24 protein-coding genes, 1 tRNA gene and 2 rRNA genes are annotated in these 26584 nt (G+C 35.1%); 11 read left to right on the top strand and 16 right to left on the bottom strand.

Features of this window, described 5'->3' with window-relative positions; genetic code table 11:
* The 5 genes from FCN74_RS09795 to FCN74_RS09775 form a co-directional block, all read left to right on the top strand.
* Positions 1-128: ribosomal RNA gene (locus FCN74_RS09795) — 23S ribosomal RNA — on the top strand; the annotation flags it as partial.
* A gap of 74 nt (positions 129-202) precedes the next feature.
* Positions 203-311: ribosomal RNA gene (rrf, locus tag FCN74_RS09790) — 5S ribosomal RNA — on the top strand.
* A 347-nt stretch (positions 312-658) separates the two neighbouring features.
* Positions 659-976: a thioredoxin gene (gene trxA, locus FCN74_RS09785; RefSeq protein ID WP_138932398.1), complete on the top strand. Its 318-nt coding sequence runs from the start codon at positions 659-661 to the stop codon at positions 974-976.
* 2 nt (positions 977-978) lie between these two features.
* Positions 979-1896 carry a DUF58 domain-containing protein gene (locus tag FCN74_RS09780; protein WP_246062603.1) on the top strand — a complete coding sequence of 306 codons (918 nt, stop codon included), beginning with the start codon at positions 979-981 and terminating at the stop codon, positions 1894-1896.
* A 63-nt stretch (positions 1897-1959) separates the two neighbouring features.
* Positions 1960-2033 (top strand) — tRNA-Asp (locus tag FCN74_RS09775).
* A 170-nt stretch (positions 2034-2203) separates the two neighbouring features.
* Here the strand turns inward: FCN74_RS09775 and FCN74_RS09770 are convergent.
* Entirely contained in the window at positions 2204-2779 is a 576-nt protein-coding gene (locus FCN74_RS09770; RefSeq protein ID WP_138932397.1) for a TetR/AcrR family transcriptional regulator, read from the bottom strand.
* Positions 2772-4766 (bottom strand): NAD-dependent DNA ligase LigA, encoded by a 1995-nt coding sequence (gene ligA, locus FCN74_RS09765; RefSeq protein WP_138932396.1) that lies wholly within the window; start codon positions 4764-4766, stop codon positions 2772-2774. The genes FCN74_RS09770 and ligA overlap by 8 nt, the downstream gene beginning before the upstream one ends.
* Positions 4767-4848: 82 nt before the next feature.
* On the opposite strand from ligA, the gene FCN74_RS09760 reads away from it, so the two are divergent.
* Entirely contained in the window at positions 4849-5367 is a 519-nt protein-coding gene (locus FCN74_RS09760; protein WP_138932395.1) for an OmpH family outer membrane protein, read from the top strand.
* On the opposite strand, the gene FCN74_RS09755 is transcribed toward FCN74_RS09760, so the two are convergent.
* Genes FCN74_RS09755 through hisA form a run of 4 tightly spaced genes read right to left on the bottom strand, consistent with a single transcriptional unit; the run spans position 5364 to position 8249 of the window.
* Positions 5364-6143, bottom strand: coding sequence for a tRNA pseudouridine synthase A (locus FCN74_RS09755; protein ID WP_138932394.1), 780 nt, complete (start codon positions 6141-6143; stop codon positions 5364-5366). The genes FCN74_RS09760 and FCN74_RS09755 overlap by 4 nt on opposite strands.
* Before the next feature lies 1 nt (position 6144).
* Positions 6145-6744: a bifunctional phosphoribosyl-AMP cyclohydrolase/phosphoribosyl-ATP diphosphatase HisIE gene (gene hisIE, locus FCN74_RS09750; RefSeq protein WP_138932393.1), complete on the bottom strand. Its 600-nt coding sequence runs from the start codon at positions 6742-6744 to the stop codon at positions 6145-6147.
* Positions 6741-7496: an imidazole glycerol phosphate synthase subunit HisF gene (gene hisF / locus FCN74_RS09745; RefSeq protein ID WP_138932392.1), complete on the bottom strand. Its 756-nt coding sequence runs from the start codon at positions 7494-7496 to the stop codon at positions 6741-6743. Before hisF ends, hisIE begins: the two co-directional genes overlap by 4 nt.
* Before the next feature lie 39 nt (positions 7497-7535).
* Positions 7536-8249 (bottom strand): 1-(5-phosphoribosyl)-5-[(5-phosphoribosylamino)methylideneamino]imidazole-4-carboxamide isomerase, encoded by a 714-nt coding sequence (gene hisA / locus FCN74_RS09740; protein WP_138932391.1) that lies wholly within the window; start codon positions 8247-8249, stop codon positions 7536-7538.
* Positions 8250-8462: 213 nt separating this feature from the next.
* Here hisA and pdhA point away from each other — a divergent pair, with 213 nt between their 5' ends.
* Together pdhA and FCN74_RS09730 are read left to right on the top strand one after the other, a co-directional pair.
* Positions 8463-9461 carry a pyruvate dehydrogenase (acetyl-transferring) E1 component subunit alpha gene (pdhA, locus tag FCN74_RS09735; protein ID WP_138932390.1) on the top strand — a complete coding sequence of 333 codons (999 nt, stop codon included), beginning with the start codon at positions 8463-8465 and terminating at the stop codon, positions 9459-9461.
* A gap of 6 nt (positions 9462-9467) precedes the next feature.
* Entirely contained in the window at positions 9468-11126 is a 1659-nt protein-coding gene (locus tag FCN74_RS09730; RefSeq protein ID WP_138932389.1) for a pyruvate dehydrogenase complex dihydrolipoamide acetyltransferase, read from the top strand.
* Positions 11127-11217: 91 nt separating this feature from the next.
* Here the strand turns inward: FCN74_RS09730 and FCN74_RS09725 are convergent, their stop codons facing one another.
* From FCN74_RS09725 to gldA, 3 genes are all read right to left on the bottom strand, one after another.
* On the bottom strand, positions 11218-12081 hold the full coding sequence (locus FCN74_RS09725) for a sigma-70 family RNA polymerase sigma factor (RefSeq protein ID WP_138932388.1): 864 nt from the start codon (positions 12079-12081) through the stop codon (positions 11218-11220).
* An 82-nt stretch (positions 12082-12163) separates the two neighbouring features.
* Positions 12164-13501, bottom strand: coding sequence for a M28 family peptidase (locus FCN74_RS09720; RefSeq protein ID WP_138932387.1), 1338 nt, complete (start codon positions 13499-13501; stop codon positions 12164-12166).
* A gap of 5 nt (positions 13502-13506) precedes the next feature.
* Complete coding sequence (gene gldA / locus FCN74_RS09715) at positions 13507-14406, bottom strand: gliding motility-associated ABC transporter ATP-binding subunit GldA (RefSeq protein ID WP_138932386.1); 900 nt, start codon at positions 14404-14406, stop codon at positions 13507-13509.
* A 119-nt stretch (positions 14407-14525) separates the two neighbouring features.
* Between gldA and FCN74_RS09710 the strand changes: the two genes are divergently transcribed.
* The 3 genes from FCN74_RS09710 to FCN74_RS09700 are packed head-to-tail and all read left to right on the top strand — an operon-like array spanning position 14526 to position 18210.
* Positions 14526-15164: a hypothetical protein gene (locus FCN74_RS09710; RefSeq protein WP_138932385.1), complete on the top strand. Its 639-nt coding sequence runs from the start codon at positions 14526-14528 to the stop codon at positions 15162-15164.
* A gap of 59 nt (positions 15165-15223) precedes the next feature.
* Entirely contained in the window at positions 15224-17308 is a 2085-nt protein-coding gene (locus FCN74_RS09705; protein WP_138932384.1) for a M1 family metallopeptidase, read from the top strand.
* Positions 17305-18210 carry a patatin-like phospholipase family protein gene (locus tag FCN74_RS09700; protein ID WP_138932383.1) on the top strand — a complete coding sequence of 302 codons (906 nt, stop codon included), beginning with the start codon at positions 17305-17307 and terminating at the stop codon, positions 18208-18210. The genes FCN74_RS09705 and FCN74_RS09700 overlap by 4 nt, the downstream gene beginning before the upstream one ends.
* Before the next feature lie 131 nt (positions 18211-18341).
* Here the strand turns inward: FCN74_RS09700 and hisH are convergent, their stop codons facing one another.
* The 7 genes from hisH to FCN74_RS09665 all read right to left on the bottom strand — a co-directional run bounded on the left by hisH (position 18342) and on the right by FCN74_RS09665 (position 26560).
* Entirely contained in the window at positions 18342-18935 is a 594-nt protein-coding gene (gene hisH, locus FCN74_RS09695; protein ID WP_138932382.1) for an imidazole glycerol phosphate synthase subunit HisH, read from the bottom strand.
* On the bottom strand, positions 18932-20065 hold the full coding sequence (gene hisB / locus FCN74_RS09690) for a bifunctional histidinol-phosphatase/imidazoleglycerol-phosphate dehydratase HisB (RefSeq protein ID WP_138932381.1): 1134 nt from the start codon (positions 20063-20065) through the stop codon (positions 18932-18934). Before hisB ends, hisH begins: the two co-directional genes overlap by 4 nt.
* Positions 20062-21114: a histidinol-phosphate transaminase gene (gene hisC, locus FCN74_RS09685; protein ID WP_138932380.1), complete on the bottom strand. Its 1053-nt coding sequence runs from the start codon at positions 21112-21114 to the stop codon at positions 20062-20064. The genes hisB and hisC overlap by 4 nt, the downstream gene beginning before the upstream one ends.
* Positions 21111-22394 (bottom strand): histidinol dehydrogenase, encoded by a 1284-nt coding sequence (gene hisD, locus FCN74_RS09680; protein ID WP_138932379.1) that lies wholly within the window; start codon positions 22392-22394, stop codon positions 21111-21113. The genes hisC and hisD overlap by 4 nt, the downstream gene beginning before the upstream one ends.
* 10 nt (positions 22395-22404) lie before the next feature.
* Entirely contained in the window at positions 22405-23262 is an 858-nt protein-coding gene (gene hisG / locus FCN74_RS09675; RefSeq protein ID WP_138932378.1) for an ATP phosphoribosyltransferase, read from the bottom strand.
* Positions 23263-23710: 448 nt separating this feature from the next.
* The gene (locus tag FCN74_RS09670; protein ID WP_138932377.1) at positions 23711-24526 is read right to left on the bottom strand and encodes a prohibitin family protein; all 816 of its coding nucleotides are present in this window, start codon (positions 24524-24526) and stop codon (positions 23711-23713) included.
* 15 nt (positions 24527-24541) lie between these two features.
* A complete protein-coding gene (locus FCN74_RS09665) occupies positions 24542-26560 on the bottom strand; it encodes a vWA domain-containing protein (protein ID WP_138932376.1) in 2019 nt (672 codons plus the stop codon).
* Positions 26561-26584 lie beyond the last annotated feature (24 nt).

Here is a 26584-nt window from a genome sequence, read left to right as displayed (position 1 = left end):
GCGCGAAACCCACCACAAGATGAGATTTCTTTTAAGGATCCCTAAAGACGATAGGGTAGATAGGCTACAGGTGTAAAGGCAGTAATGTCATAGCCGAGTAGTACTAATCATCCGTTTAACTTTTTTTACCCGTATGACTCTTTTTATTATTACAGTATGTTAACTTATTATAAGATAGATATTTAATATCTACCTTACAACTTAAGGTGATTATAGCAACGGGGCTCACCTCTTCCCATTCCGAACAGAGCAGTTAAGCCCGTTAGCGCCGATGGTACTACAATGCGTGGGAGAGTAGGTCGTCGCCTTCTTAAAAAAGAAACCCTGGCATTTATTTGTCAGGGTTTTTTATTTGAGATAATCTGTGGAAGAGCCCCGAGGCACCCCGTTTTAGGGATTAACCAGCCTGTCCGGACTGGCAGGTTCCTGCTTCTGTTCATACGGCGTTACACTTGTATTCACAGGCAGTCATTGAATAGGTCGTCACCTTCTTTATTATAAACCCTGACTATTTATAGTTGGGTTTTTTTTATTACTATAGTTTATTCAGTGAAATTAATTGGCTTTATTGAATCTATGACCAATTCTCTAATAATTGTTAATACATTTCAATTATAAATCTACTTATTGTAATTTTGTTATCTAAAATATAAATAACATGGCATTAGAAATAACAGATTCAAACTTCGAAGAAAAAGTATTAAATAGTGATAAACCTGTTTTGGTTGATTTTTGGGCAGAGTGGTGTGGCCCTTGTAGGATGGTAGGTCCAATCATTGAAGAAGTAAGTAATGAATATAAAGATAAAGCTCTTGTAGCTAAACTTGATGTTGATTCCAATCAGGAATTTGCCGCTAAATATGGAGTAAGAAATATACCTACAGTTTTGTTTTTTAAAGGTGGCGAACTCGTTGATAGAAAGGTTGGTGTTGCTCCAAAAGAAAATTATACAGAAACTTTAGATAATTTGATCTAAATTTGGATTTACAAGAGTCTAAATTTAATTTTTCTAAACTCAATATTTTAGCAAATCAAATTGTTGAGGGCTTTATGTCTGGTATTCATAAAAGTCCTTTTCATGGGTTTTCAGCAGAATTCGATGAGCATAGGTTATATAATAAAGGCGATAGCACCAAGTTTATCGACTGGAAGTTATATGCCAAAACAGATAAACTGTACACCAAAAAATACGAAGATGAAACGAATCTGAGGTGTCATTTTATCTTAGATAATTCTTCTTCAATGCATTACCCGAAAGTCGATAAGTTTGATTTGGATAAATGCAGTAAGTATACATTTTCTTCAATTTCAATTTTAGCATTGATAAATATTTTGCTTAAGCAAAATGACGCTTTTGGTTTATCTTTATTTTCCAGTAAAATTGATTTTAATATTTCTGAAAAGTGTAGTTATAATCAATTGCAAGTTGTCTCAAATACACTAGAACAATACTTTAAAAACCACGGATCTACAAAAAGTACAGATACACTTAAAAGCTTACATTATATTGCTGAGAACTTAAAGAGACGTTCTTTGGTTTTTATATTTTCTGATATGTTTCAGGATGATTCAAATACCAATAATGTATTTGAAGCACTTCGGCATTTAAAATATAATAAACACCAGGTCGTACTATTCCACACAACAGATTTTGAAAAGGAAATTGAATTCAATTTTTCAGAAACTCCACGCCGATTTACCGATGTAGAAAGTCAGAAAAAAATAGATATATATCCTAATCAAGTTAAAGAAGATTATAATTTATTAGCCAAATCATTCAAAGCTAAATTGTTGGAAAAATGTAGACAATATAGGATCAAATACGTTGATGCTGACATTAATAGAGGTTTTGAAAAAATTATCTTAACTTACCTTCTCGAAAAGCAAAAATTTTAATTAATATTTTTTTGTTTTTACTTGTTAGAATTAAATTTCAGTTTATATTTGCATCCGCTAATTGGTCTGGTAGTTCAGTTGGTTAGAATACCTGCCTGTCACGCAGGGGGTCGCGAGTTCGAGTCTCGTCCAGACCGCTTACTTCGACTATGCTCAGTAACCGGATTTCGGCTGCGCTTAGTAGATAAATCTGACTTCGTTAAGTTATCTAATTATGTAGATTGAAGTTACAAAAGAAGTTGTGTTGAGACACTTTATGTGTCTGGTTTGTAAAAACCAAGAGAAGCTTTCCGTACGGGAGGCTTTTTTATTTTATAATACCTTCAAGGATCAACTTAGGTATCTCTTTTTTAAAGGTATTCGTATCGATATCTTTTTTCTCATACCATAAATGAATAGTACGAAGAGAAGATAACATCAAGTATAATATGATTTCTGGATTACAATCTTTGATGTTGTTGTTTTGGATTCCTTTTTCAATTATCTGTTTTAAAACCTTTTCATAGTTTTGTCTCTGGTCTATAAAGTACTTTCTTTTCTTTTGTTTCAAATACTTCCAATCGTTATTGAGTGTAGCGTATTGATTTGGTCTATGTAATGCAATCTCAATGTGGGTTTGAATGATGTCCTCCAGTTTAGATTTAGTATTCAGCGTTTTCTTTTGGGTGTCTTCAATTTTGGACATAAACATATCGACCAGCTCAAAAATCAATTCTTCCAGAATCTCATCTTTTGAGGAAATATGATTGTACAAACTTGCTGCTTTAACATTTAAAGCATTGGCAATATCCCTCATGCTGACCTGTGCAAAGCTTTCTTGCCTAAAAAGCTGAGCAGAAGTTTTTAATATAACTGATTTAGAAAGGTTTGGTTTACTATTCATTCAGCATAGATTTAAAACGCTGTTCATCAATAATAGAAATATTGAGTTGCTTTGCTTTATCCTTTTTTGATGGCCCCATATTGTCTCCAGCTATCACATAATTAGTGTTTTTAGAAACACTACTTACGACTTTACCACTGTGATCTTCAATGATTTTTTTAAGCTCTTTACGGTCAAAACTTTTAAAAACACCAGAGACCACAAATTTCAGCCCTTCTAATTTTTTAGAAAACTGTTCTTTTTCCTCTATTTCAAACTTCAAGCCGTAGTTTTTTAACCTATTGATAAGTTCAATATTAGTATCGTCATTGAAGAAATCCACTACACTTTCGGCAATTCTATCTCCAATTTCATCAATTTCAATTAAATCTTCAATTTGGGCTTCCATGATTTTATCGATGTTTTTAAAGGCGCCTGCGATAGTTTTGGCCACGGTTTCTCCTACATATCGTATGCCAAGAGCAAATAGTACTTTTTCAAACGGCCTTTGTTTGGACCGTTCTATGCCATCAATCAAATTTTGTGCTGACTTCTCAGCCATGCGTTCCAATCCAATAACATCGTTTTTGTCTAGCTCGTATAAATCTGCGTAGTTATTAATCAAACCGTTATTCACTAAAAGTGCTACAGTCTCACCGCCGAGACCTTCAATATCCATAGCTTTTCTAGAAATAAAATGTTGTATTTTGCCTATAACTTGTGGAGGACAACTACTTTGATTTGGACAATAATGAACAGCCTCGCCTTCATCTCTTCTAAGTGGTGTATTGCACTCAGGACAATTCTTGATATAGTCTAATGGTTGAGAGTTTTGTTTGCGATTTGTAAAGTCAACTTTAGTTATTTTAGGGATAATTTCTCCACCTTTTTCCACGTAAACCATATCGCCTTCTCTGACATCCAGTTTTTTAATTTGATCTGCATTGTGTAACGACGCTCTTTTAACCGTAGTTCCACTGATTTGAACAGGCTCTAAATTGGCTACAGGGGTGATAGCTCCAGTTCGGCCAACTTGATAAGTGATTTTGTTTAAGGTTGTTTTGGCTTCTTCAGCTTTAAATTTATAAGCCATTGCCCAACGCGGTGATTTTGAGGTATGACCTAGAACTTTTTGATGTTCAAATGAATTGACTTTTACTACAACCCCATCGGTTTCATAAGGGAGTTTATGACGTTCCTTATCCCAAAAGTTAATAAAATTGAAAACGTCATCTAGATTTTGACAAAGTTTAATTTCTCTTGGGACATTAAACCCGATATCTCTTAGCGTTTCTAATGCAGTATATTGAGTTTCAAATTCTAAATGTTCTGCTTGAATACCGTAAACTAAACAGTCTAAAGGGCGTTTAGCTGTTTCTGAACTGTCCTGTAGTTTTAACGAACCAGAAGCTGTATTTCTTGGATTTGCATAAGCTTCTAATCCCTGCTCAATTCGCTCTGCATTTAATTTTGCAAAGCCTTCAAACGGGAGAACTATTTCGCCTCTGATATCAAAATTTTCTGGGAGACTATTGTTTTTTATTTTTAAAGGAACACTCTTTATTGTTCTCACATTATGTGTGACGTTATCACCTTCAAAACCATCTCCTCTGGTTGCAGCACGAACAAACTCATTATTTTTATAACTTAAATTTATAGAAGCACCGTCATATTTGAGTTCGCATGTAAAATTGATTTCTTCTGAAATACTTTTTCTGATTCGTTTCACCCAGTCTTTCAGATCTGATTTTGAGTAAGAATTTGAAAGCGAATACATTCTTTCTCTATGTTTTACGGTATCAAAATTTTTTGTGACTTGACCACCAACGCGCTGTGAAGGAGAATTTTTGTCGTGATATTCAGGGTATTGTTCTTCTAGTTTCTCTAAAGTTTTTAATTTTTGGTCAAATTCATAATCAGAAATTTCCGGGTTGTCCAAAACATAGTAGAGATGATTATGTTTATGGAGTTCATTTCGTAAGCTTTCAATCTTTTGTTTGACACTCATGTTAAAAACTAAAATTTAAAAAAATACTAAAATAAGATATAAGCTGTAATTTTGTTTTTTATTTGCATCAAAAATTAATATTATGAAAATTAAGTTTTTAATTGTAACTTTTGTTTTTACTACAATTTCCTTTGCTCAAACCAAAGTAGGCACGATAAATACAGAGTACATTTTATCTAAGATGCCAGAATTTGAGGAAGTTCAAAAAAAACTTGAAACTTATGGTAAAACTTTAGATACAGGGCTGAAAGAAAAATTTGATGAATATCAAGCTAAAGTTAAAGACTATTCTGAAAAAGAATCCACTTACACCGAAGCTCTGAAAAAATTAAAACAAAAAGATATCAGGAAACTAGAAGAGGATATTCAAAAATTACGTACAAATTCTAGTAAGCTCCTCCAAGTTCGTCAAGATGAATTATTGAGACCGCTTTATAATGAGATAGGTAAAGAAGTTGAGAAAATAGTTAAAGCTGAAGGCTTTACACAAATATTAAATGAAAACAATTCTTTGATTTATATTGATCCGGAGTTTGATATAACTTTAAAAGTGATGAAGGCTTTAGGTATTCCTACTGAAGAACAGACTACTAAAAATTAGAATTCAACATTTTTAAGGATAAGACCAGAAGCTGGAGCGATATGTTCCAGCTTTATTTTTTTATGTCCTTGTAAAGTTTCAAGGAAAAAGTCATAATTTACTTTATGTTTTCCTAAATCAATTAGCATTCCCATCATCAAACGAATTTGATTTCGCTTAAAACCTGTGCCTTTTACTTTCAATACATAAGACCGTTCTGGAAAAAAACTTGCTGTAAGCTCTGTGTTTTCTACTAGTTTACAATCTAAAACGTCAGCCTTTGTTTTAGTTTTTGGCTTAGGTCTAAATGTGTAGGAATAAAAGTCATGTTGACCTCTAAAAGCTTTAGCAGCTTTTTGCATGAGTCTTATATCAAGATCATCTTGCACCATACACATCAATGCTGCACCAAATGGGTGCATTTTTTTACCGTAGGAAAAATAGTAATGATATTCCTTAAGCTTAGAATCCTGAATAATATTAAAATGTTTACTCACAGGCTTGATAGATAAGGCCCTGATATCTGATGGTAAGTTAAAATTGAAGGTTCCTAAAAAAATATCCAAGTTAGGGATTTCAATATCAGAGAATAGTTCTATATATGTCTTGTGAGCAGAAACTTTAGCATCAGTTCGACCACAAGCCATAACTTTTGGCTTTGTGTCTGGTATAATATAACCTAATGTGCGTTTAATCATTTTCTCAACGGTAAGCACATCTGGCTGTATTTGCCATCCATGATACCGAAATCCTAAATATTGTAAGGCTATGAGATAATAATAACGCTTAGGTTGCATACTACTGATGCCTTTTATTTAACACGTCAACAACATTGTCTAAGTTATATCCTTTTGCTCTAAGTAAAATTAAATAATGAAATAATAAATCAGCACTTTCATTTAGGAACAAATCCTCATTTTCATCTTTTGCTTCTATAACAACTTCTACCGCTTCTTCTCCTACTTTTTGCGCTATTTTGTTGATACCTTTGTCAAATAAAGATGACACATATGAGTTGTCTTTATCAGCTAAATTTTTTCGTTCATCTATTACACGTTCTAGAGTTGTAAGAAATCCATAATGGGGAAGATTGTCTTCCGCCCAACACGTGTCAGTTCCTTTATGACAGGTTGGTCCTTCAGGATTTACTTGAATCAACAGGGTGTCATGATCGCAGTCTACTTTATAATCTACAAGATTTAGATAATTACCACTTTCCTCGCCTTTTGTCCAAAGTCTCTGCTTACTTCGGCTAAAGAAGGTAACTTTTTTTAAAGATTGTGTTTTTGTGAAGGCTTCCTCGTTCATGTAACCCAGCATTAAGACTGTTTTGGTTGTCGCGTCTTGGATTATTGCAGGTACTAAACCGTCATTATTTTTATTAAAATCTATTCTCATAATCTTACTTTGATTTTCCTGTTTATAAGTTCTTGTTTTAAAGTTTGGATTGAGATTTCTCCAAAATGAAACACACTCGCTGCTAGGGCGGCATCGGCTTTACCTGAAGTAAATGTGTCTTCAAAATGCTTGATAGATCCCGCTCCACCTGAAGCAATAACAGGGATGTTTAATATTTGGTTGAGTTTTTTCAAAGTTTGATTGGCAAATCCGTTTTTGGTACCATCGTGATTCATTGAGGTAAATAGAATTTCACCTGCACCGCGAAACTCTACTTCTCTTGCCCATTCAAATAAATCTAAATCTGTTGGGACTTTTCCACCAACAAGATGTACTTTCCAATTATCATCAATTCTTTTAGCATCTATCGCCACTACTATACATTGATTGCCAAATTTAGCTGAGAGTTTATTAATTAAATCAGGGTTTTTAACTGCTGCAGAATTAATAGCCACTTTATCGGCACCAGCTTTCAGTATAGCGCTCACATCTTCTACGCTCGACACACCACCACCAACAGTAAAAGGAATATTGATAGCCTTTCCAACACGATGAACCAAATCTATTAAAGTTTTACGCTTTTCCTCAGTTGCTGTAATATCGAGAAAAACTAATTCATCAGCTAAATTTTCAGCGTATCGTTGAGCCAACTCAACAGGGTCGCCGGCATCTATTAAATTGACAAAATTTACACCTTTGACCGTCCTTCCATTTTTAATATCTAAGCATGGTATAATACGTTTTGTCAGCATATGTTTTTTCTGGTTAAGTTTTAGTTTAAGGCAATTTAATCATAAATCTACAAGTTCTTTTAGACTTATCTTATTTTCGTAAATAGCTTTTCCGATGATAGCTCCTTCGCATCCAACCTCTTTTAAGTTTACTAAATCATCAAATTTAGAAATCCCACCTGAAGCAATCAGTTTTATAGTTTTATTTTTTTTCAATATTTTTCTATACAATTCAAAAGCTGGTCCTTTAAGCATGCCATCTTTAGATATATCAGTGCAAATAACATATTGTATACCCTTTGAAATATAGCCTGAAATAAAAGGTAAAACTTCTAGTCGACTGTCTTCTTGCCAGCCACTTACAGCTACTTTTTCGTTTTTACAATCTGCTCCTAGAATAATTCTATCTTTACCATAAATTGAAATCCAATTTTCAAACTTTTTTGAATTTTTTACAGCTATACTACCACCTGTAATTTGTTGTGCTCCACTTCCAAAAGCAATTTTTAAATCTTCATCAGTTTTTAATCCTCCACCAAAATCAACTTTTAAATTGGTTTTTGAGGCAATTTGTTCTAAGATTTTATAATTCACAATTTGGTGTGATTTTGCACCATCTAAATCTACAAGATGTAAATATTGAATACCACAATCTTCAAAGTGTTTAGCAACTTCTAGAGGATGTTCATTGTAGACTTTTTTGGTTTTGTAATCACCTTTAGTCAATCGCACACATTTTCCTTCTATAATATCTACAGCGGGTATAATTCTCATCTTATTAAAATTTAGACAAAAATCAGTTAAATAATTTAATTTGAACGGCGACTTCATTAAAGTTTAAGGTTGTTTTTTGATTTTACAAAAATTGATAATATCACTGCTACACTCGTTATTTTTTATAAAAATTGTAAATACACTTAAAGTGTTTTCATTTCATGATTATTATACTATTTTTGTATTTCTATTGATTAGACACATTATTATCCTATGAAAAAAATAACGAAAAGCACTTATCTAGATTGGTATGAAAACATGCTGTTTTGGAGAAAGTTTGAAGACAAGTTGGCTCAAGTTTATATACAACAAAAAGTAAGAGGTTTTTTACATTTATACAACGGTCAGGAAGCTATTCTTGCTGGGGCTTGGCATGTTATGGATCACAAAAAAGACAAAATGATTACCGCTTATCGTAATCACGTTCAACCTATAGGTATGGGCGTTGACCCAAAGCGAGTTATGGCAGAATTATATGGTAAAAAAACCGGAACTTCTCAAGGTTTAGGGGGTTCAATGCATATTTTTTCTCCAGAGCATAATTTTTTTGGCGGTCACGGTATTGTAGGTGGACAAATACCTCTAGGTGCTGGTTTAGCATTCTCAGAAAAGTATTTTAATCGTGGTGGTGTTGTTTTAACATTTCTTGGTGATGGTGCTGCAAGACAGGGTTCTTTACATGAAACCCTCAATATGGCAATGACCATGAAGTTACCCGTTGTATTTTGTGTAGAAAATAACGGCTATGCTATGGGGACTTCGGTCAAAAGAACATCCAACCATGAAGACATCTGGAAGCTTGGATTGGGCTATGAAATGCCTTGTGGTCCCGTTGATGCCATGAAGCCAGAGAAAGTAGCAGAAGCCCTTGATGAAGCTATCGACCGGGCTCGTTCAGGCGATGGACCAACATTTTTAGATTTAAAAACATACAGATATAGAGGACACTCTATGAGTGATGCTCAAAAATACAGAACCAAAAAAGAAGTTGAAGAATATCAAAAAATTGATCCAATCAACTATGTTAAGGATATTATTTTAGATAAAAAGTATGCGAGCGAAGATGATATTAAAAACATAGACAAACGCGTTAAAGATAAAGTTAAGGAATGCGAAAAATTTGCAGATGATTCAGATTTCCCTGACAAAAATGTCATGTATGATGCCGTTTACGAACAAGATGATTATCCGTTTATATCTCATAAATTATAAAAAATTATGGCAGAAGTAGTCAATATGCCGCGATTGAGCGACACTATGGAAGAAGGTGTTGTTGCAAAGTGGCTAAAAAAGAAAGGTGACAAAGTCGAAGAAGGCGATATCCTTGCTGAAATAGAAACCGATAAGGCCACAATGGAGTTTGAATCATTTTACGATGGCACTTTATTGCATATCGGAATCGAAGAAGGTGATGGCGCGCCTGTAGATTCTCTTCTTGCCATTATTGGTGAAGAAGGTGAAGATATATCAAACTTAATTAAAGAAGCTGAATCTAAAGAAAACAATTCAGAAAAAGAGGAATCTTCTGATGATAAAAAAGAAGAGGATGATACTAATGATGATTCTGAAGATAGTGGAGAAATGCCTGAAGGTGTAGAAGTTGTAACCATGCCCCGTTTAAGTGATACTATGGAAGAAGGTACCGTTGCTTCTTGGCTCAAAAAGAAAGGAGACAAAGTTGAAGAAGGCGATATTCTTGCAGAAATAGAAACCGATAAAGCCACGATGGAGTTTGAATCTTTTTATGATGGCACTTTACTTCATATTGGTATAGAAGAAGGTGGGTCGGCGCCTGTCGATGACGTTTTAGCAATCATTGGTCCAGAAGGCACAGATGTGGACGCTGTTCTTAAAAAAATAAAAAGTGGAGATTCTTCAGCAGATAGTTCTAAAGGGGAATCATCAAAAACAAAAGAAACATCTAAAGATGATATTAATCAATCAGAATCATCTCCATCAGAAGCTCTAGAAACTGCAGATGGTGAACGTATATTTGCCTCTCCATTGGCCCGAAAAATGGCCGAAGAAAAAGGCTATGACTTAGCTCAAATAAAAGGAAGTGGTGAAAATGGCAGAGTTGTCAAAAAAGACATTGAAAACTATACACCACAACAAGACAAACCCACAGAAAAGCCAAAATCTGAAGACACTAAACAAAGTACTCAGCCAGTAGAAGTTTATAAGCCTGTCGGTGAGGAACAATTTGAAGAAGTTAAAAACTCTCAAATGCGTAAGACTATTGCTAAGCGTTTGGCTGAATCTAAGTTTAACGCTCCGCACTACTATCTCGATATTGAAGTTGATATGGATAATGCTATGGATTCTCGTCAGCAAATTAATGAGATTCCAGATACAAAAATCTCATTCAACGATCTAGTCATTAAAGCTTCAGCAATGGCATTAAGGAAACATCCACAAGTCAACTCTCAGTGGCAAGGCGATGTGACCAAAATTGCAAAACACATTCATATTGGCGTTGCAGTTGCCGTTGAAGAAGGTTTGGTTGTTCCAGTGTTAGAATTTACAGACCAACAATCACTAACCCAGATTGGTCAAAATGTAAAATCTTTAGCGACGAAAGCTAGAGACAAAAAACTACAACCTGACGAGATGGAAGGTTCAACTTTTACAGTATCCAATTTAGGTATGTTTGGAATTACAGAATTTACCAGCATAATTAATCAACCTAACTCTGCAATTTTATCTGTTGGTGTTATTGTCGAAAAACCTGTTGTTAAAAATGGAGAGATTGTTGTTGGTCATACCATGAAATTAACACTTGCCTGTGATCACAGAACAGTTGACGGCGCTACAGGAGCAAAATTTTTGCAGACACTAAAAACATATATTGAAAACCCAGTCACCATGCTGGCTTAGTGTTTTTTTAGAATTTTAATCAAAACAAAAACCTTCAGATAGGTCATCTGAAGGTTTTTTATATTCTTAAGTAAACTGCCTAAAAAATTTTTTAGCCTAGATAATTTTTAAGGATTCGACTGCGATTGGTATGCTTAAGTCGTCTGACTCCTTTTTCTTTGATTTGTCTCACACGTTCACGTGTTAAACTAAATATTTGTCCAATTTCATCAAGTGTCATAGGTTGCTGATTATTTAATCCAAAGTGCAATCGAATGACATCGGCTTCTCTGGCTGTTAAGGTTTCTAAAGCGCGTTCAATTTCTGTTTGAAGGGATTCTAGAAGGAGTTGTTTGTCTGGGTTTGGCGATTCACCAAAGTTAATGACATCGTATAGGTTTGAGTCCTCGCCTTCTATTAATGGGGCATCCATAGATAAGTGTCTGCCAGAATTTTTGAGCGATTCTTTGACCTCAGTTACAGTCATATCTAACTCTTTTGCAATTTCCTCAGGACTTGGTGGACGTTCATTATTTTGCTCTAATAGAGCATAGGCTTTATTGATTTTATTGATAGTACCAATTTTGTTGAGTGGTAATCTCACCACTCGAGACTGTTCAGCTAAAGCTTGCAAAATTGATTGTCTTATCCACCAAACAGCATAAGAAATAAATTTAAAACCGCGAGTTTCATCAAAGCGCTTTGCTGCTTTTATGAGGCCTAGATTTCCTTCATTAATTAAATCAGGAAGGGTTAAACCTTGATTTTGATATTGTTTAGCAACAGAAACAACAAACCTTAAGTTGGCATTGGTCAATTTTTCTAAAGCCTTATCATCGCCCGCTTTGATGCGTTGTGCTAATTCAACTTCTTCCTCAGCTGTAATCAAATCAACCCTTCCAATTTCTTGAAGGTATTTGTCTAAAGAAGCAGTTTCACGATTGGTAACCTGTTTGGTGATTTTGAGTTGTCTCATCCTTTAAAATTGTTGTTACGTAAATTTATACGTAAAAAATGACCTAAGGTTACAAGATTAAGGTTAAATTTTGAATTTAATTTTATCTCAAAATACCTGTTGGAAATGAAACTACACTCTCAAAACCATTTTTTCCAACTGCGGCTACACCAAATAAATAGTTGTCGATCACTATATTTTCTAAAGTAAATTCACTGACATCACCTACATATCGGCTATATTGCCATGTCGGAGAAGTTGTATCTCTCCAATAAATTTTATAGCCTTTAATATTAGGGTCGTTTGAAGCTTTCCATTTTAAAGTCGTTGAGGGTTGAACAGCACCACCTATTTCTACATTTTTTGGCCGAAGTGGTGCCCAAGCCAAACTCGCTAAATTGATGGCATTAACGGCAGTCAATTTTTTGGCATATTCGAAATTTACGTGTTTCACAACATCCCCATATTCAATGCCTTTTTCAACCCTAATATCTTGATGTTGTTGATTGTAGTTCTCGTGAGCTTCCATGATTCGAATACCCGGAAATCCTAAATCATTAAATGGTTTGTGATGACCGCCACGACCAAAACGGTCTAGTCTGTAGATCATCATGGGATTCATTTCCGGCATATAGGTTTTGACGGTTTTGTGGATATATCTCGCCAATTGTCTGGAAACCCCATCCACTTCGCCACCGTAATAGCGTTTCATCACACGTTCACGTTCGGTTTCTGTAGGATTATGGGCTTCACTAAAAATCCTAAAGCTACGGTTATCAATCACACCATCAATACCTTTGATATTTCCAATCATGTCATTGTTAAAAATACCGATGATGTTCCAGTTGTTGTCTTTAGCATATTCAGCTAAAAATTGACCCCCAAACAGCCCTTGTTCTTCACCGCTTAAACCTAAGAAAGCGATACTATTTTTAAATTTGTATTGGCTTAAAACTCTGGCTGCTTCAATCGTGCCCGCCATGCCACTGGCATTGTCGTTTGCACCAGGTGCATCAGTCGTAAAGTCTTCTGTATCTGAAGCTCTTGAGTCTATGTCACCACTCATCATCACATACGAATTGGGATTTTGTGTGCCTCTTAAAATAGCAACTACATTGACGACTTCAGCATCTTTTGGGACACGTCTTCCCATATCGGTGGTTACCATTTTGCGTTGATAAAATACCTCTAAACATCCGCCACAACCTGCAGATATTTTATCAAATTCCGCTTTGATCCAGCGTCTTGCAGCACCGATTCCACGGGTTTTACTCAAGGTATCGCTAAAGGTGTTGCGGGTGCCAAAATCAGCAAGTTGGCGAATGTCTTTCTCAATTCTTTTGGCAGAAACTTCCTCAATAATATCATATATTTCAGGATGTTGTTGCCCGTAAACCGTAGATATAAAAATAAAAAAAGCTAGTTTCAAAAGAGGCTTCATGTCGTTTATGTTTTAATCGTTAATTCTCTAAATAAATCTTCTAGACTTTGATGTTTGCGGTTGAGCGTTTTAATTTTTAAACCAATATCGTGTGCAAAATCAAATATATAAGAACGCATATCTTGTGTGGTATCAAAATACAATTCATACTCATATAAACCTATTTCTTTGGCTTTTTTGACTTTATGGAGTCGATTTAAAGCCTCCAGTTCTACACTGTAATCAAATTCAACATGTATAATCTGCTGTTGATGTTGGGTTAGATCATCAAGCAACTCATCTGCTACCAATTGACCTTGATTCATAATAATAACGCGATCGCAAATAGCTTCAACTTCTTGCATGATATGCGTAGACAAAAGTGTTGTTTTGTCTCGGCCAATTTTTTTTATTAAACCCCGTATTTCAACCAATTGATTAGGGTCGAGACCTGTCGTAGGTTCATCTAAAATTAATATTTCAGGGTCGTGAATTAAAGCTGCTGCCAAACCAACCCTTTGTCGGTAACCTTTAGATAATTGATGGATTTTTTTATGAGACTCGCTATCTAAATGAGTAAACTTAATAACCTCGCTGATACGTTTGGGTGAGCATTTGTAAATGTCAACGTTAAATTTTAAGAATTCTTTGACGTACATATCTAAATACAGCGGATTGTGTTCAGGTAAATAGCCAATTTGACTTTGGACGAATAAAGGATCTTCATTAACGTCTATATCATTTATTTTGGCCTGACCCTGATAATGGTGTATGTATCCTGTTAAAATTTTCATCATTGTCGATTTTCCCGCTCCATTAGGTCCTAAAAAACCTACAATCTGACCTTTTGGAATATTAAAACTGACCTTATCTAAAGCTTTTTGGCTTTGATAGTGCTTAGTAATGTTTTTAGTAGATATAGACATTTAAAATTCTATTTATTGACCTCAAACATAGTGGATTTTTACGATAATTTGAATTGGGACAGACAAACCTTAACATTTTGATAGTAAGTCATTTTGATAAATCCGACTATATTTGTACTATGAAATGGTTTACACTTTTATTGGTTTTAATTTTTAGTGCAACGTCTTTTGCTCAAGTTGATTCAGGTAAAAAGACGTCGAGTGGAAATATATTTAATTCTACAAACAATTCTTCATCTACAAACAACACTTTTGGTATTCCTAATCGTAAAGCTAAAGGTTTATTTCTCAACAAAGATAAAGAGCAGGGTGTAGATTTTACTGCAAAAAGTAAATATAGCGACCCTGGCAATGTATGGGACAGTCAGTACAAAGTTAAAACAGGAGATGAAGGCAATGATTTTGATCGCGAGAAATACAAAAATGACATGGATTTTGGCATTATTAATAGTAATTCCGATAAAATGACTGTTATGTTCCGCGATCATATGGCTTTTGATGGCGACCGGGTAAATGTTTTGCTAAACGGAAAAATTGTTGCTGAAAATGTTTTATTAAGACCTGGCTTCACTACTTTAGACATCCCAATGAAAGTCGGATTTAATAAAATTGTCTTTGTAGCATTAAACCAGGGACAATCTGGTCCTAACACTGCACAACTTCGTATAGCCGATGATCAAGGATATGTCGTCTCAAACAATGTTTGGAATTTATTGACCGGTGTCAAAGCTTCTGTCGTCGTGGTCAAAGAAAAATAAGGTTTAATTTAGGCTTTATTTTTTTTCCTCAATTTAAAATCAAACTGTATTTTTAGCTTATGTTTCGATTGTATTTCATTGGGTTTTTTATAAGTTTTTATTCAATCATTGCGCAAACCAATAGCTTTGATATTCATCACATTTCAGCCGAAATCACACCAAACCTTGAACAAAAAAGCGTTTCTGGCCAATTGAACTTTAGTTTTAGTACTAGTCAAGATACCGATTCTGTTTTTTTAGATGCCAAAGATATGTCTGCTCAAATCATCGACTCAGACGTAAAAACTTCTTTAAATATTTCCAAAGATAAGTTGTGGTTTGTCGGCGATTTTGAAGTTAATCAAAATTACAATATCAACTTTAGCTATGAGGCAAAGCCAAAGCAGACGCTTTATTTTGTAGGTTTTGAAGACGAAATCAAAACCAACGACCAAATTTTTACGCAAGGCCAAGGCAAATACACTTCACATTGGTTACCGAGTATTGATAATATGAATGATAAAATTGAATTTGACCTTACACTTATTATTCCAAAATATTACGGCGCTTTGGCTAATGGCAAACTCATTGAGCAATGGGATGAAAATGACAGCTTAAGTCGTTGGTCTTATGATATGAAAAAGCCTATGAGCAGTTATTTGGTAGCCATCAGTATCGGAGATTACATCAGAGAAATCAATCAATCAAAATCCGGTGTTGAGTTGCACCGGTATTTACTTAAAAAGGATTCACTTTACTTAGAACCTACTTACAGACATACTAAAGAGATTTTTGATTATTTAGAAAACAAAATTGGTGTTGATTATCCATGGCAAAATTATAAACAAGTGCCCGTTAGAGATTTTTTATACGCAGGGATGGAAAATACTTCACTGACCATTTTTTCTGATGCGTTTGTTGTGGATAGCATTGGGTATTTTGATAGAAACTATATCAATGTCAATGCACACGAGTTGGCGCATCAATGGTTTGGAAATCTGGTTACAGAAACCGATTCCAGACACCATTGGCTTCATGAGGGCTTTGCGACCTATTACGCACTTTTAGCAGAGCGACAAATCTTTGGAGATAATTATTTTTACCATAAATTTTACGAATATGCCGAATCTTTAAAAATCGCAAGCGATAACGGTCAAGGTGAAAAACTTTTGAAACCAAACGCAAGTTCATTAACTTATTATCAAAAAGGCGCTTGGGCTTTGTTTATGCTCAACCAACTTGTAGGCGAAAAAGTCTTTGATGAAGCTGTGCAGAATTTTTTAAACAAATACGCCTTCCAAAATGTGACCACAGCAAATTTTATGGATGAAGTCAAAGCTTTAGTCAATATCGATTTATCAAACTTTGAACAACAATGGTTTCAACAGTCGGCATTTCAAGCCGAACAAGCTTTGTCTGCACTTGAAAACGCTTTGTTTATTCCAAAATATTTTGATTTGATTGCGCAGAGGGCTGTGCCATTTTCAAATAAAATAAAGGCTATAGAAGATGCTTTTAAATTTCCTGTCAACGATTATATTGCTCAAGAAGCTGTATATCAATTAAAAGATGAACCGGCAACTGATGAGGTTATAAAACTATATCAACAAGCCTTTAACACAGATAATCTATGGGTGAGACAAGCCATTTCTGAAAGCTTGACTGAAATCCCATTAGCTTTAAAATCAAATTATGAAACTTTACTTCAAGATCAATCTTACCAAACGCGTGAAAATGCATTTTTAAATTTGTGGATCAATTTTCCAAAAGACCGGAAACGCTATTTAAAACAAATGCAAAATCAAGAAGGATTTCGAGATAAAAACCTGAAACTACTTTGGCTCACACTCAATTTGGCAACACCAGATTTTCAAGCTGAAAAAACCTCACAAACTTACAGTCAGCTAGAGGAATATACCTCACCAAAATACAGACTTCAAATACGAGAGCATGCCTTTGGATACCTGTACCAAATTGAGTCCTTTTCAGATCAATCACTGCTTAATCTATTAGAGGGATGTTTTCATCACACTTGGCGCTTTAAAGATTTTTGCAGGCAATTGCTCAAGACTTTGCTCAAAAATCCGACTTATCAATCACAAATCAACAATTTAAAACCAAAATTAAACGATAAAGCTTTGACTTATCTAAACAAAATATCATGAAAGCTTTAGTTATCTCAGGTGGTGGGAGCAAAGGCGCATTTGCAGGTGGTGTTGCAGAGTACCTTATAGATGTTGCTCATCACGACTATAAACTCTTTGTAGGTTCCTCAACAGGCAGTTTGTTAATTTCTCAGCTCGCTCTGGGGAACACCCAAAAGGTCAAACACATTTACACTAATGTCAACCAGTCAGATATTTTTAGCTTGAACCCATTTATAAAACGAAAGGAAGGCGACAGAGAATTTGTTACCATCAATTATTTGAATACTGTAATACAGTTTATAAAACGTAAAAGAACGTTTGGAGAAAGTAAAAATTTGCGTAAAACCATTTTGAAGCATTTCTCAAAGTCAGAATTTGAACAAGCGCAATGCTGTGGTAAAGATGTCGTAGTTACTGTATCCAATTTAACTAAAAACAAAGTAGAATATAAGTCGATACAAAATTTCAAATACGAAGATTTCGTAGATTGGATCTGGATGTCATCTAATTTAGTCCCATTTATGAGTTTAGCCTCCAAAAATGGCTCAGATTACGCCGATGGTGGTTTTGGAAGCATGGTGCCAATCAGAGAAGCTGTACGTCGAGGAGCCACCGAGATTGACGCCATTATTCTGGAAGCAGAAAATATGGAACATAACAAGGTTTTAGGCAAAAACCCCTTTTCGCTCATGATGAATTTATTTGGTTTCATGCTCGACCAAGTCGAAAAACACGACGTTCGCGAAGGAAAACTCGCTTCGATACAGCGACAAGTTAAGCTCAATTTATATTACACACCCATTCAACTCACAGAAAATTCTTTAATTTTCAATAAAAAGCTCATGACGCAGTGGTGGCAGGATGGTTTTGAGTATGCAAAAAACAAAACTGCTGAAAATAAAATTGTATTTGATGATTAGGAGCAGAAACCCGCTATTCGTTTCAATTCCTCAGCTGACCTTGCAGGACAGCCTGCGGGATTTCCACTACTATCGGGGCTAAGGGTTTTGAGATAAAATTGATTTTTATAGATTTAATGACCTACTGAAAATCAGATCGCCAATTTCAAAAAATTATCCAGTATTTTTTCACCCCATTGACTGCTTTTTTCTGGGTGAAATTGGACACCATAAAAATTGTGTTTTTTTAACGCTGCACAAAAATTACAACCATAGTCGCTATCAGCGATACTATCTGTATTCAATGGCACATAATACGAATGCACAAAATACATATAAGCCTCTTGAGGCAAGTTTTGAAATAAATCAGTTTTTAGATTTTTAATTAAATTCCAACCCATGTGCGGCACTTTAAGTTGAGTTTCAAAACGCTTAACCTCCACGTCAAAAATGCCTAAACCTTGTGTCGGACCTTCTTCGGTAAATCGACACATGAGTTGCATACCGAGGCAAATGCCGAGAACGGGTTGCTGCAATTCAGGAATGATGAGATGCAAACCGGTTTCTTTGAGTTTTTCCATGGCGCTTTCGGCGTGACCAACTCCGGGAAAAATCACTTTATCTGCAGCTTTAATAGTCTTCACATCAGATGAAGTTTCAGCTTCAACACCTAATCGGCTTAAAGCAAATTTCAAACTTTGAATATTGCCGGCACCGTAATCTATAATTATCACATTTTGACTCATAACTGCCCTTTTGTTGAAGCTAAAACTATCTTTTCTGCATCTCGACGAATAGCCGCTTTTATGGCTCTGGCAAAAGCTTTAAAAATACTTTCGATTTTGTGGTGTTCGTTTTGGCCTTCGGCTTTGATGTTAAGATTAGCCTTGGCCGCATCGGCAAAAGATTTAAAAAAATGCATAAACATTTCGGTAGGCATATCACCGATGTATTCTCTTTTGAAATCGGCGTTCCAGACCAACCAAGGCCGGCCACCAAAATCAATAGCCACAGATGCTAAAGCATCGTCCATCGGCAAATAAAAGCCGTAGCGTTCCATACCGAGTTTATTACCCATAGCTTGCTGAAAAGCTTCACCAAGGGCAATGGCTGTGTCTTCAATGGTGTGATGCTCATCTACTCGAAGGTCGCCTTGGACTTTGATATTGAGGTCGATGAGACCGTGACGGGCAATTTGCTCCAACATATGGTCAAAAAAGCCCAAGCCTGTTGAAGCTTTAAATTGGCCAGTTCCGTCCAAGTTTATTTCAATATCAATTTGGGTTTCTTTGGTGTTGCGGCTATGCTTAACCACTCTTGAACCCAGTCGCAAATGTGTGTAAATTTCTTTCCAAGAGCTGGTTTTCAGCGTAATATAGTTTTGTAGTTCTTGTTTTGAGCTCTCGAGTTCTGCATCGCCAAGGCCAGTATTGTTATGGATAAAAATACCCTTACCACCAATGTTTTTAGCCAATTCAATATCGGTTAAGCGGTCGCCGATAACAATAGAATTTTCTAAATCGTAATTGCCATTTAGATAGGGTTTTAAAAGTCCTGTTTTGGGCTTTCGGGTGTCGGCGTTTTCGTGTGGAAAAGTTTTATCTATTAAAATATCTTTGAAGAGAACACCTTCGTTTTCTAAGGTTTGGACGATAAAATTTTGAACGGGCCAAAAGGTGTTTTCGGGATAAGCATCTTTGCCAAGACCGTCTTGATTGGTAATCATAACCAATTCATACTCCCGGAGTTTTGAGATTTTAGCTAAGTTTGAAATGGCTCCAGGGTAAAACTCGAGTTTTTGAAAGCTATCAATTTGTTCGTCTTCAGGTTCTTTAATGATAGTGCCATCGCGGTCTATAAGCAATAATTTTTTCATAGCTTAAATTGATTTAGAATTTTGATGAGGTAAGCGTTTTCTTTTGGTGTGCCCACAGTAATTCTGAGACAATTAAGGCAACCCGGCTGGCCGTGTCGGTTTCTGACCACAATGTTATGATCTATAAACATTTGATAGCGTTTGTTTGCATTATCTACCTTCACCAACAGAAAATTGGCATCACTTGGATAAACTTTTTTGACCCAATCCACATTTTTTAAAGCGGCTTTTAACTTTAACTTTTCTTCTTTTAAAATATTGATTTGCTCTTGAACGTCTTGGGTGTTTTTTAATTGTTTGCGTGCTGCATCTTGTGTCAGTTGATTTACATTGTAAGGTGGTTTAATGCGATTGAGGTATTGAATAATATCTGGATTGGCAAAACACATGCCTAATCTTGCTCCAGCCAAACCAAAAGCTTTTGAAAAGGTCTGCATCACGACAAGATTATTGAAATCGTTTAAATTTTCCAACATCGATGTTTGATTTGAAAAATCTTGGTAGGCTTCGTCAACAACAACAATACCTTTAAACTGATTGAGTAGTTGAATGACATTTTCACGACTCATAGCATTTCCAGTTGGGTTATTGGGCGAACAAATAAAAATCAACTTGGTTTGATTTGAAATTTCATTTAATGTTTTTGATACATCAATCTGAAAATCAGCATTTAAATTTACAGTTTTAATCTTGACCGTGTTGAGTTCGGCAACAACTTGATACATGCCATAAGTTGGTGGGAAAATAAGTATCTCATCCTGATAGGGTTGGCAAAACAACCGCACCAATAAATCAATGACTTCATCACTACCATTACCGAGTAGAATTTGCTTTGGACTGAGATTTTTGAATTGAGCAATTTCTGCTTTAAGTTCAGTTTGATAAGGGTCAGGATATCGGTTTAAATGGCTTTGAAATGGATTTTCATTAGCATCTAAAAACGTTATATCTTTAGACGAAGTGCTGAATTCATCTCTCGCCGATGCATAAGGTTTGAGTTCAAGCAACTCAGGTCTTATCAGTTTTGATATATCAAAATTGTCTGTCATTCTAAATCTTTTAAACGCAAGCTTACTGCATTTTTATGGGCTTGAAGTTCTTCAGTTTCTGCCATTGTTTCAATATGAGGGCCGAGATTTTTCAAGCCTTCTTTAGTAATTTTTTGATAAGTTATTTTTTTGTGAAAGGCATCGAGATTGACTCCGCTATATTGTCTTGCAAAAGCATTGGTCGGTAACGTATGATTAGTGCCGGAAGCATAATCGCCTGCACTTTCCGGCGTGAAATTTCCAATGAAAACTGAACCTGCATTATGGATTTGCTCGACGACTTTATCTTCGTTGTTTACGCAAATAATTAAATGTTCAGGGCTGTAAAAATTGGTCATTTCAATAGCTGTTTCAGTATCGGAAACCACAATACTTTTAGAGTGTTTTATGGCTTCTGTGGCAATGGCTTTTCGAGGAAGTTCGTCCAGTTGATTTTGCAGTGCTTTTTGTGTTGCTAAGGCAAAATCTTTTGACGTTGTGACCAAAATCACTTGGCTATCTGCCCCGTGTTCTGCTTGGCTCAATAAATCTGAAGCGACATAGTTTGGGTTTGCAGTATCATCTGCTAAAACCAGTAATTCTGAAGGCCCAGCAGGCATATCAATAGATACATCATAGCTCGTAGCGACTTGTTTAGCCACGGTAACATATTGATTGCCAGGACCAAATATTTTATAAACCTTTGGAATACTTTCTGTTCCAAAAGTCATGGCTGCAATGGCTTGAATACCACCAACTTGAAAAATTTTATGTATTCCACATTTGTATGCTGCATACAACATTGCAGGATGGACTTGCCCAGATTTTTGAGGTGGTGTTGTGATAACAACTTCATTGCAACCCGATATTTGAGCTGGAATACCCAACATTAAGATGCTAGAAAATAACGGTGCCGTGCCGCCAGGTATATATAGACCAACTTTCTGAATGGGTTTACTGGCTTGCCAACAGGTTACGCCAGGTTGTGTTTCAACTTTTATAGACGCTTGTTGTTGAGCTTTATGAAATTTGTAAACATTATCGTAAGCCTTATCAATCGCCGATTTTAGCTTTGGTGAAATCGCTTGGGCTGATGCTTTAATTTTGGTATTATCGACTTTGGTTTTGTCAAGTTTTAAGCCATCAAAAAGCTCTGTGTATTTGGACACAGCGGTATCGCCATGATTTTTGATATCTTGAAAAATAGCTTTGACATCGTGTTCTAAAGCAGCATAATCTTGGGTTGGTCTTTTGAGCAAGGTCTTCCAAGATTCTAGCTTTGGGTTTTCAATTATTTCCATCACAATTATTTTAAAGAATCATTTTTTCGATTGGTGCCACTAAAATACCTTCTGCACCAGCAGATTTGAGTTGGTCAATCACTTCCCAGAAATCATTTTCATCAATAACTGTATGCACTGATGACCAGTTACTTTCTGCCAAAGGTAAAACCGTTGGACTTTTCATGCCCGGTAACAATTGAATGACATGGTCAATTTTGTCGTTTGGCACATTCATTAAAATGTATTTTGAAGTCTTGGCTTTTAAAACGGCATCGATCCGAAAACTCAATTTGTCTAATATATGTTGAGTTGCTTTATCAATAACAGGAGAAACGGCTAAAACGGCTTCACTTTTTAAAATGACTTCGACTTCTTTCAAATTGTTTTTAAACAATGTGCTTCCTGAAGACACGATATCGCAAATGGCGTCGGCTAAGCCGATATTTGGCGCTATTTCAACCGAACCGTTAATGATATGAATGTCTGCCGAAATCCCATTTTTATCTAAAAATTGCTGAACTGTATTGGGATAGGATGTAGCTATTTTTTTGTCTTCAAAATCTTTAATGCCATTGTAAGTTTGAGGTTTTGGAATGGCCATTGAGACTTGACATTTAGAAAAGCCAAGTTTCATTTGAGTGTGGATTTCTTGGGCTTTTTCAATGAGTAAGTTTTCACCAAGTATAGCACAATCTATCACGCCATCTTTTAAATATTGTGGAATATCACCATTTCTAAGGTAATAAATTTCTAATGGAAAATTGGACGCGGCAACTTTAAGTTGGTCTCTTCGGTTGTCTATAGAAATACCACAGCGTTTTAAGATTTCGATAGACTTGTCGTGGAGTCTTCCAGACTTTTGAATACCGATTTTTAAATTTGACATATCTGATATTTTAAATAAAAAAACCCGCTTGATTAATCAAACGGGTTGTATATGTTTAGGCATCACACAACTACCGCTTGACAGCGCGAAAATAGTTATGAAAATGTTGCCATTGTATTATCACAATACAAATGTAAATATATATTTTAAATTTTATGCAGTGCTAACAGATAATTAGGAAATGTAGTGTAATTTGTTGTTTTCAAAATCAATCGGTTTACCTACAAACATCTTACTGCGCGAAGCTTTTAACTTCGCACAATTCGTTAATCAACTTTATATGATATTTCCGGCTCTTGTTGGAATTGTTTATAATGTCATTTTTATTCATTTAGCTTGGTTACTCTACATACTGGCTATTTAATAAATTCTTTTGAGATCAATGCATAAAAAAGTGAGTTGATTTTTTATTTCAACTCACTTTATATAACATTAATATTTAGAGAATTTAATTATTACCCAAAATAATAGGCATACCTTCGTCACCAGAACCAATCACAATCACTTTAGAGTTACTAGATTTTGATAATTCAACAGTGGCTTGAATGCCTTTTTCTTGCAAAATCTTATCGGTTAATGAGGCACTTAAAATACGGTTAGCTGCAGCTTTACCTTCAGCTTCAATACGTTGTCTTTCTTTTTCTTTTTCAGCTTTTTCCAGTCTAAACTCGTATTCTAAAGATTCTTGCTCTTGTCTTAGCTTACGTTCAATCGCATCTTTAATCTTTGGAGGAAGCGATACATCTCTGACCAATATTTCGTTGACTTGGACATATTGATTGCCTAGTAACGCAATGGTTTCTTCTAGCATTTCTTTCTGAATGCTTTCTCGCTTTTGAGCATAGAGTTCCTCTGGCTTATATCGGCCTACAACCGATCTTGTTGCTGAGCGAACAGCGGGTTTTATCAATAGCTCTAGATAATCTTCACCACGTTGTTGGTGCAACATACCTAGTTCGTCATATTGGGGTTGAAACCAAATCGTAGCATCCAATTTAATATCTAAACCATTTGATGATAAAACTGTCATTTTTTCGTCTATGGATTGTTGTCTGACGTTGTAAACAAAGACACTGTTCCAAGGTGCTACGATATGAAAGCCCTCACCCATAGGCGGTTCGTCTGTGACGACACCGTCTCCAAGCGGTTGAAAGAGAACACCAGCTTCTCCCGATCCAATAGTCACTATTGTATTAGCCAAGATAATGATGCCAACAATCACTACAATGATAATGGCAACAACTGATTTTGATAGTTTTTCCATAATTTTTATAAATTTTTAAATTAATCCGTGGTATTTTCTACTAAACCACTCAATTCCCAAAAATACGATTATTAAAATGAACAACATCCACCATTCGATTAAAGATTCTTTTTTTTCTAAGGATTTTTGGAGTGGTTTAAACTTTTGTTGTGTTGTTAAATAGGTTTTAAGTTTGTCGAGCTGATTTGCATAAAACAAGGTGTCTGATAACTGTTGTAGCTTTTCTACATTAGCACGGTAAAATTGTTGTTCTAAGACAAAATCTATGACCGTAAATTGACCGCTTTCAGAGATGTTTTGTTTTTCTACATTAATTTTATAATTGTATTCACCTGCTGGTAAATCGTTGATTTTAGTCTTGTAATTTTGGTTCTTTAAAACAAAAGTATAGGAGTATTTTTCTTGTGATGTGGTATTGGTGACTTGAAGATTGATTTTTTGATCAGGATCAAAATTGTAGTTTTTGTCAAAATACTGAACACTAATGTTACTGTTTTCTCCTTGATTGTAAAAGGACTCCACATCTGTAACCAAACGACTTTTTGTGGTTTGAGAACTTACAAATTGAACCAGTTGATCTATAAAACGATCAAAAGCTTTAAAATCGCCTTGATCAATAAATGAATACATTCGCCAACGCCATATATTTTCGCCAAACAGAAACGCAGACTTTTGATTGTTTTCCGAAACGGTCATCAACAGGGGTTGTTGAGTAGAAATGCCATTGATATTTTGGATGAGTAAAATATCGCTTTCAGAAGTCATTTCAATATCACCAAATGTGTTTTTTAAGGGTGGGAAATTGGCAAAGCCAATATCTTCAACTTGGTAGCTGCTGTAGCTTGGATTTAATTTAGGATAATAATCTTCAGTGGCTCGAGATAAGGTTTTTTTGAAATAAGGTTGACTTCGATTCAAAACACTGTAATCGGTTTGGGTGCCACCAATCACGATATAGCTCAAATTTTGAGATTGAACAGTCTTAAATATCTCTTGAAAATTAGCTTCAGGTTGATAAAATATAACCAAATTAAAAGTTGCTAAATCTTCATTCAAATCGCTGATATTTTGAAGTTTGACTTGGTGTTGTTGATTGGACTCTATACTTTTTTTCAATAGGCCTAAGTCCGGATGAAGTGTATTATAAAGCAATAATATTTTTGTGCGTTCATCAATCACTTCTACGGCAAATTGCTGGATATTGTTTTGCGTATTTTTCTCATTAACCGGTTTTAGCTCAGCTGTGATGGTGTTTACCCCAAATTGATTAGCTTTAAGATAAATTTTAAAGTTCTGAGCTTTAATATCTTCGCTAAAGGAAACTGATTTTCGAGCAATGACTTTGTTTTGACGTTTTAACACAAACTCTGTATTGACCTCTTTTTCTGTATTTGAACTTAAAAAAACTTCTATGGGAAATTGATTGTTGAGAAACGCATAACGATTGGCATTGATGCGGTCAATTTTCAAATCTGTATAATTGGTAGTATCACCTACAACAACTGGAATTAGGTTTTGTTGTGATGACTTAGTGGTGTAAAGATAATCTTGACCCAGCGTTTGTTGTCCATCGGTAAATAATACAATATGCGAATTGTTAGACCGATAAATATTAGACATTTGTCGGATAAATCCACTGATATTAGACTGCTTGTCTATGAAATTCAGACGCTCAAATGTGGCATAATTCTCACCAAATTGGTAGCGTTGAATATTAAACCCATCGGCTATTTCTTTATCATTTATCCATTTTAAAAGATTTGACTTATAACTTGCAGTATCGATCAATTGTGCGATTGACATTGAATTGTCTAAGCCAATCACCAAGTTTGGTTTTTCTGTAAAATAAGTCGTTTGTTTAATTTGTGGATTAAGCAATAATATACCTAAACACAAATAGGCTAAAAATCTTGGAAATGCAAATATAAAAGCTCTTTTAAACTGTCCTTTAAATTGATTTTGATATTGAAACCAAGTTAGTCCAAGGCTTAAAATAACAATTAAAATTATCCACAACACATCAAATTCATCCATACACAAAAATTCAAAACCAGAACC

The organism is Mesohalobacter halotolerans (assembly GCF_006120725.1).
Classification (GTDB): Bacteria; Bacteroidota; Bacteroidia; order Flavobacteriales; family Flavobacteriaceae; genus Psychroflexus; species Psychroflexus halotolerans.
The sequence above is the reverse complement of the archived record's forward strand: the minus strand, read 5'-3'. Positions and strand labels throughout refer to the sequence as shown.